Origin of the sequence: Belnapia moabensis DSM 16746, from assembly GCF_000745835.1 — a bacterium.
GTDB classification, from domain to species: Bacteria; Pseudomonadota; Alphaproteobacteria; order Acetobacterales; family Acetobacteraceae; genus Belnapia; species Belnapia moabensis.
Map to the genome: position 1 here is coordinate 1 of NZ_JQKB01000093.1, position 6,666 is coordinate 6,666.

Consider the following 6,666-nt stretch of genomic DNA (forward strand, 5'->3'; position numbering starts at 1 on the left):
GCTTCGGGCCCCGCCCACCCGACCATGCTCCGCCATTCGCAACGACCTACGACCCAGGCGGTGCGGGTTCCGCCTCCGGCATGGCCTGCCGCTCGAGCTCGGCGTTGAGCACCGCGCCGACAAGGACAGCCGCAGTGGAGACCAAGGCCCATAGCATGAAGCCGAGCACAGCCCCAACCGAGCCATAGAGCCAATCGTAACGGCCAACCCGCTGCATGTACCAGGACACCGCAGCCGACCCGAGCAGCCAGGCCAACGCCGCCAAAGCACCACCCCAACTGACCCAATGCCAACGAGGGCAGGCGCGGCACGGGCCGTGGCGATAGGCGAGCGCGAGGACGACCGAGACCGCGGCGAGCAGCAGTGGCCAACGCAGGAGGCGCAGCAGCCAGTCCATGGCGCCGCCCGGCCCGGCCGCAGCCGCGAGCGCGAGCGGCACACCCAGGACACCGCCGAGGGCCAAAACGGCGAACGCCACAGACCCGAGCGCGAACAACAGGGCCATGCCGACCAGCCGGACGAGACCGCGTGCCTCGCGCTCGCCGTAGGCGACGTTCAGTGCCCCGAACAACTGCATCGCCGCGGCTGTGGCGCTCCAGAGCGCAGCCGCGACGAGAGTGGCAGCCAGGCCGAGCTGACCGCCGCCCACGGCTGCCATCCTTCCCAAGGCATCCCGCGCCACCTCCGCCGATCCGGCAGGCAGCATACCAGCCAGGGCCTGCAACTTCTCCGCCGCGACCTCCGGATCAACGAAGAGGCCGCACAGCGCCACCAGCGCGGCGAGCGCGGGAAACACGGCAAGGAGAGCGTAGAAGGCAACCGCCGCCGCTTCGCCAAGCAAGCGGTCCTCGAAGACCCGCCGGAAGCAGCGGACCAGCACCTGCCGCCAGCCCTGCGCCGGGATAAAGGCGGGGGTGGCTGCCCCACGGCCGTCGCATTTCCGCATATGGATTGTGGCTGTGGCGGACATTACGCTTCGCTCAAAGCCTTCTGTCATAAAGCCCAAACGCGGTACCATGCAGATTAGCGCCGATGCCGAGCGGAACGAGCTGCTGCGGAATCTGACCGAACTCCCACCTTGCGCATCCTCATGTCTTTGTTGGCCCGCTTCGTGGCAACATCCGTTCCCTTGCTCGCATTTCTGCCATTGTGTCCGTTCAGTCGGCGCACGCTTTATCTGTTTCTCCGGTTTCGAGAAGCGCTGCGACGCGATCAACGAATGTTTCGATACCGATCGGTTTCCGCAGGAGCAAGAAGGTGCCGCTGAGCGCGCCGCCCATGGCTCGCATTCCTGACCCCCTCCCGGAGCTACAACGGTGCGGCGCCAACGCACCATGCCGGCTGGCTGTCGCCAAGGCTTTCTTGCGTCACCGCATCAAGGGGGAAAGCCCCCGAGGAATATTTTTGAAGTCGCTGCTTAAGCAAAGCGGAGCAGAGCGAACCGCCGGGTCGCTGTCGCGTCTTACTCTGGTAACGTCGCAGCAAGCGTCACGCCGTTGGGAGGAACGATGGCCGGGCGTCGGGTAAAGCGTTGGTTGCTGTGGATGGGGGCGCCGCTGCTGGCAGTGGCGTTGCTGGTTGCGTTCTGGTCATGGGACTGGTTCATTCCTTTGGTCGAGGCCAGGGCGAGGGCAGCGGTCGGGCGCCCGGTGCACATTGAACACCTCCACGTAAAGCTGGGCCGCGTTTCTACTGTGACTGCGGAAGGGCTGCGTGTCGGCAACCCGTCTGGCTTTCCGGACGACCCACCTTTCGCGGAAGCCCACCGCGCTACAGCCCAGGTGGACGTCGGCGCCTTTCTGCGTTCGCGCGAGATAGTGCTACCATCCGTCGAGCTGGACCGGCCGGTGGTCAATGTAATTGGCCGTGACGACGGCAGCCGTAACTACGAATTCGACTTTGCCGCACCCTCAGGCGAGGGTGCTGAAGCGAGCAAGGCGCCCGGGCCGCGCATCGGTGCGCTCCGCATCAACGACGGCAAGGCGCGGGTCGCCATCGCATGGCTGCGCTCGGACTTCGAGGTGGACGTGAAGACGCAGGACCGGGAGGGGCAGGAGCCCGCCTTGGTCGCTGAAGCGCGCGGCACCTACGCCGGCCAGTCAATCGAGGCGCAGATGACTGGCGGGGCCATCCTGAACCTCCGTGACGACAGGGAGTCCTGGCCGGTCGACCTACACCTGCGCAATGGCGACACCACGTTCGATTTGAAGGGTACGCTGCGCGAGCCGCTGAAGCTGCGTGGCGCCGACCTGCGGGTGGAGTTCGCCGGAAAGGACATGGCGGACCTGACGCCGCTCATCGGCGTGCCCTTCCCGAAAACCCCGCCGTTCAGGCTCGAAGGCAAGGCAGACTACGTGGAAGGCCGGGTGCGGCTGTTCGACGCAGAGGGGAAGATTGGGCGCAGCGACATCGGCGGCAGCCTTACCGTTTCCACTGCTGGTAGCCGGCCGGATGTCACCGCCGACCTGCGTTCGCGCAGCGTGGACCTCGCGGATCTCGGCGGCCTCATTGGCACCCAGCCCGGGCGTGCCAACACGCCAGGACAGACGCCGCAACAGCGCGCTGCCCAAGCCCGCGCAGAAGCGAACCCGAAGCTGCTCCCGACCACGCCTGTCAACATGCCACGCCTGACCGCAGCGAACGTGCACCTTCGCTACCGGGCGGAGCGCATCCAAGGGCAGGGGATGCCGTTCGATAGCTTGAGCGCGGAAACCGACATCGTGGACGGCGTGGTTTCCCTCCATCCGGTATCTTTCGGCATCGGGCAGGGGCGGTTGACGGCCACCGGCACGCTGACGCCCCAGGAAGGCGGCGGCCTGCGCGCCAAGATCGAGGTGGAACTGCGCCGCGCTGACCTGTCGCGCTTGCTCGGCGCCACGGGCACGGGCGGCGCCGGCACCCTGGGCGGGGTCGCCCGCCTGGAGGGCAGCGGCAGATCTTTGTCTGAAATCCTCGGGCGCGGCAACGGTGAGGCCACGGTGGTCACGGTGGGCGGCAACATCAGCTCGCTCTTGGTGGACCTATCCGGCCTGCAGTTCGGCAATGCCCTCCTGTCCGCGCTCGGCATTCCGGCCAGGGAAAGCATCGAGTGCCTGATCGGAGACTTTGCCCTGCATCGCGGGACGCTGCGGCACCGCACTCTCCTGCTCGACACCGATGCCCATGTGGTGACAGGCGCCGGCGCGCTCGACCTCGGGCGCGAGCAGCTCGACCTCCGGCTGCGCACGGACCCCAAGCAGCCGACTGTCGCGTCCTTGCCAACGCCAATCCGCGTTGGGGGGACCCTGAAGAACCCGGCCATACAGCCGGAGCTGGGAGAAGCAGCGGCGCGGGCGGGCGCGGCCGTGGGGCTCGGCTTGCTGTTTCCGCCGTTAGCCTTGCTGCCGACCATCCAGCTCGGCGTGGGCGAGAACAGCCAATGCGAAAGATTACAAGCGGTGGGCGAGCGGCGGCGCCAGCCCCCGCAGGCGCCGGAAGGTGCCAGGCAGCGCTAGGCTCAGCCCTCCCGGCGGCCTTCCCGCGCAGCGCCTCAATCTGGGTGAAGCCATCGAACAGAACCGCATAGATGGGGAGGCCTGACATCGCCCAGGAGAGGGGTGGCAGGACACCAGCGCGGAAAACCACGGTCAGCAGGCCCGATTGCGAACACATTGGGAATACAGCGTTCCTGGTGTGGCATGGCCGCAAGCGTAAGCGTCGCGGCAACGGCGCCTTGCGGCACGGAGCGCCGTCGTGATGCAAGGGCGGGATGGACAAGACGCTGCCACCACGGGTTACCGAGGCTGAGGACGCTCCTGCGACCAACCGTATGAGCGTGCGCGAGGCGCCGGTGGAGGTGATTACCCGCGGTGAGCGGCGGCGGATTTGGACGCCGGAGCAGAAACGCGACATCGTCATGGAGAGTCTGGAGCCTAGCGGCTCACCGATCGCGGTGGCACGGCGGCATGGCATTGGCAGTGGCCTGCTCTACACCTGGCGTCGACAGATGGTGGAGGGTCAGCTCAAGGCGCTGCTGCCTGTTCCGCCGAACTTCGTACCGGTCGCCGCGCTGCCTGACGGCAGAGGCACGGTCGCAGAGGCGTCGATGCTGCAGGCGGCGTCCTCGGCCGTGCTCCCCGACGACACCTCCGCCCGGATTGAAATCGTGCAGCTCGACGGTGTGACGGTATGGGTGGGAGCGGCGGTGGAGGAGGTGGCGCTGCGCCGCGTGCTGGCGGCGTTGGGTCCCCGATGATCGCGCCGCCCGCCGGATTGCGGATCTGGCTGGCCTGCGGCGTCACCGACATCCGATGCGTTCCCCGGGTGCTTCAATATCTCTCCGCCGTTGGCAGGTCCGCCTCGGTTCATGCGAGTTGGACACTCAGCCTATTTACATGATCGAGCGCCTATTCTGCGGCTTTCTCCCGAGCGAGGTTCCCGTTTTTGCGCGATGCTTGCGAGCGAGAGCGTTGGACTCGCTTCGTCGGGGCTGGCTCAGATCTCCCGGCGGGTGCCGCCTCGCCACCGTCCTGTTGCTGACCGCGCTCGTGCATCTGCCGCTGCGGTGACTGCTGGGCCGCTTCCCCCGCCGCGCGCAGTACCAGCGTCCCACCCAGTGCCAGTGCGTCGAAGTACTCGCCCACAAAGCGCCGCTGCAACTCCACCGCCGGGCTCGGCTTGGCGTTGTTCAGCAGCACTTCGGCAAAGCGCTTGTTGGTCGCCATCACGCCCTCGAACAGAAGCAACGCGGCTCGCTGTGCCTCCTGCGCCTGTTGCCCGGCCGTGCCAAGCCCCGGCGGGGCGGTCATCAGCTGGCGCATGTTGGCAGCGGCTTCCTCTACCAAGCTGGCGAGGTCGTGCTTGGTCTTCTCCATGTTCCGCTCCATGCTTTCCCTGGCGCCGGACGCTGCCGTCATGGCAGGAGAGTTGGCTAAACTCGTCGGAGGCGGCCGGCGATGCCGACGCACCTGGTTACCGAGGGCAATATGAGAACGCCGGGACACCCGTAGCGCCCCGGCCACTTCCTTCTATGCTCAGGATCTTCGCGGGTCCCGAGCCGGCGTCACTCCGCCGCGGCCTGAGTGCGCTGCTGGCCCTGATCCGCCTGGCGGATCTGCTCCTCGAGCGGGCGCAGCGTCTCGTCGGCGGTGCGACGCGTTGCACGAACCAGCGTTGCGGTGTTGCGCAGCAGGGTGTCCGTGTACTCGCGCACAAAGCGCTGCTGCAGTTCCACGATGGGCGCCGGGTTGGTGAGGCGGAACAGCTCCTGCGCGGCGCGCAGGTTGGTCTGCATCACGCCCTCAATCAGGCCTGCCATCCCCTGTTGCAGGTCGCGCAGCCCGCCTTCGGCGGCGTTCGGCAGCGCCATTAGCTGGCGCACGTTCTCGCTCGTTCCCCGGGCCGCCTCGGCCACCTTGCGGCTGACCTCCTCAAAACGCTGTGCCGCATCTTGAGTGATCTGGCGCTGGGCGTCGGTGACCGCCTGCGTGCTCCGGCGCGCCGTATCGTTCGCAAGCTCAGCACCGCGGCGAGCCGCATCGGCTCCTGCTTCGGTACCCTTGCGCGCCATGTCGGCGCCAACCTCGGCGTTCTGGCGCAGCGCCTCATTGGTAGCGTGACCGCCTTGCTGGATAGCTTCGGCGCCGCGGCGGACGGCCCCATCGGCGGTGGCGGCTGCGCGAACGTCGTGCGGCTTGTTAATGTCGGCCATGTGGGTCTCCTGCGAATATATTTATAGTGCATCGAGTATTGCTGCACTGCACAATCGGTGTTTGATCTAATGCTCGTCTCAGGGCAAGGCTTGCAATTTGAAAGAGCGATGAAGAACTTGTTGCAAAATTCTTGAACGTTGGCCGCAACGTACATATGGCTCTCTACTAAATATAAATTTTCATTACCGTTAATTGATATATTTCGTTTCGAGAAGTATGATTGGTTTGACGACGGAAAACATAACGGTTTTAATGGAAACATGGAAGCTAAGGAAGCCGCCCAGGTCTTCGGAGCACTCTCGCAGGAGACCCGCCTCGGTCTGCTACGTGTGCTGCTTTCCGCAGGGCCAAACGGCCTGCCGGCGGGCGAAGTAGCCGAACGCCTTGGCCTGCCACCTTCAACCGCCTCATTCCACCTCGGCGCACTTGAGCGCGCTGGGCTGACTCAATCGACACGGCAGAGCCGCCAAGTCATTCACGCGGTCCGCCTCGCCTCGCTCCGCGAGCTGGTTACTTTCCTGACGGAGACCTGCTGCTCCGGCCAACCCGAGCTCTGCGGCGACATCGCCCGCCTCGGTCCCGCCCCCGTCGTCGAGAGGAAATCCATGACACCGGCCTTCAACGTGCTCTTCCTGTGCACGCGCAACTCCGCGCGCTCCCTGATGGCCGAGGCCATCCTGGACAAGGTGGGAGGGGACCGGTTCCGGGCCTACTCGGCCGGGTCGGATCCGGCGCCGCGGCCCATGCCCGAGGTCGTCGAGAAGCTCCAGGCTTTGGGGCATGACGTCTCCGGCCTGCGCTGCAAGTCCTGGAACGAGTTCACGCACGGCGAGGCGCCGCGCATGGATTTCGTCATCGCCCTCTGCGACATCCTGCGCGGCCAGCACTGCCCGGACTTCGGCGAGCACGCCGTGACGGCCTCCTGGCCGCTGCCCGGCCCTGCCCAATTCGCCGGAGGGACCACCGAGCGGGCGCT

Annotated in this window: 7 protein-coding genes; 3 read left to right on the top strand and 4 right to left on the bottom strand. The window is 66.4% G+C overall.

The features are described 5' to 3' along the window. Nucleotides 1-46: 46 nt before the first annotated feature. Both EP26_RS36440 and EP26_RS38330 read right to left on the bottom strand, forming a co-directional pair. A complete protein-coding gene (locus EP26_RS36440) occupies nucleotides 47-880 on the bottom strand; it encodes a YihY/virulence factor BrkB family protein (RefSeq protein WP_169747452.1) in 834 nt (277 codons plus the stop codon). A gap of 277 nt (nucleotides 881-1,157) precedes the next feature. Then, nucleotides 1,158-1,280 (bottom strand): hypothetical protein, encoded by a 123-nt coding sequence (locus tag EP26_RS38330; protein WP_281177120.1) that lies wholly within the window; start codon nucleotides 1,278-1,280, stop codon nucleotides 1,158-1,160. Between the two features lie 228 nt (nucleotides 1,281-1,508). Here EP26_RS38330 and EP26_RS26140 point away from each other — a divergent pair, with 228 nt between their 5' ends. Together EP26_RS26140 and tnpA are read left to right on the top strand one after the other, a co-directional pair. After that, nucleotides 1,509-3,494: an AsmA family protein gene (locus EP26_RS26140; protein ID WP_084113001.1), complete on the top strand. Its 1,986-nt coding sequence runs from the start codon at nucleotides 1,509-1,511 to the stop codon at nucleotides 3,492-3,494. A 254-nt stretch (nucleotides 3,495-3,748) separates the two neighbouring features. Beyond that, a complete protein-coding gene (tnpA, locus tag EP26_RS26145; RefSeq protein ID WP_052389704.1) occupies nucleotides 3,749-4,234 on the top strand; it encodes an IS66-like element accessory protein TnpA in 486 nt (161 codons plus the stop codon). Nucleotides 4,235-4,385: 151 nt separating this feature from the next. Here tnpA and EP26_RS26150 read toward each other — a convergent pair whose 3' ends face one another. Beyond that, entirely contained in the window at nucleotides 4,386-4,853 is a 468-nt protein-coding gene (locus EP26_RS26150; protein WP_157033801.1) for a hypothetical protein, read from the bottom strand. Between the two features lie 188 nt (nucleotides 4,854-5,041). Further along, entirely contained in the window at nucleotides 5,042-5,689 is a 648-nt protein-coding gene (locus EP26_RS26155; RefSeq protein ID WP_043343202.1) for a phasin family protein, read from the bottom strand. Between the two features lie 261 nt (nucleotides 5,690-5,950). Here EP26_RS26155 and EP26_RS33765 point away from each other — a divergent pair. Continuing rightward, nucleotides 5,951-6,666: helix-turn-helix domain-containing protein (locus EP26_RS33765; protein ID WP_043343219.1), on the top strand; the 716-nt coding region annotated here is incomplete at its 3' end.

Coding starts and splice junctions, on each gene's coding strand:
- tnpA (WP_052389704.1), top strand. CDS start 3,749: ATGGACAAGACGCTGCCACCACGGGTTACCGAGGCTGAGGACGCTCCT.
- EP26_RS26155 (WP_043343202.1), bottom strand. CDS start 5,689: ATGGCCGACATTAACAAGCCGCACGACGTTCGCGCAGCCGCCACCGCC.
- EP26_RS26140 (WP_084113001.1), top strand. CDS start 1,509: ATGGCCGGGCGTCGGGTAAAGCGTTGGTTGCTGTGGATGGGGGCGCCG.
- EP26_RS38330 (WP_281177120.1), bottom strand. CDS start 1,280: ATGGGCGGCGCGCTCAGCGGCACCTTCTTGCTCCTGCGGAAACCGATC.
- EP26_RS26150 (WP_157033801.1), bottom strand. CDS start 4,853: ATGGAGAAGACCAAGCACGACCTCGCCAGCTTGGTAGAGGAAGCCGCT.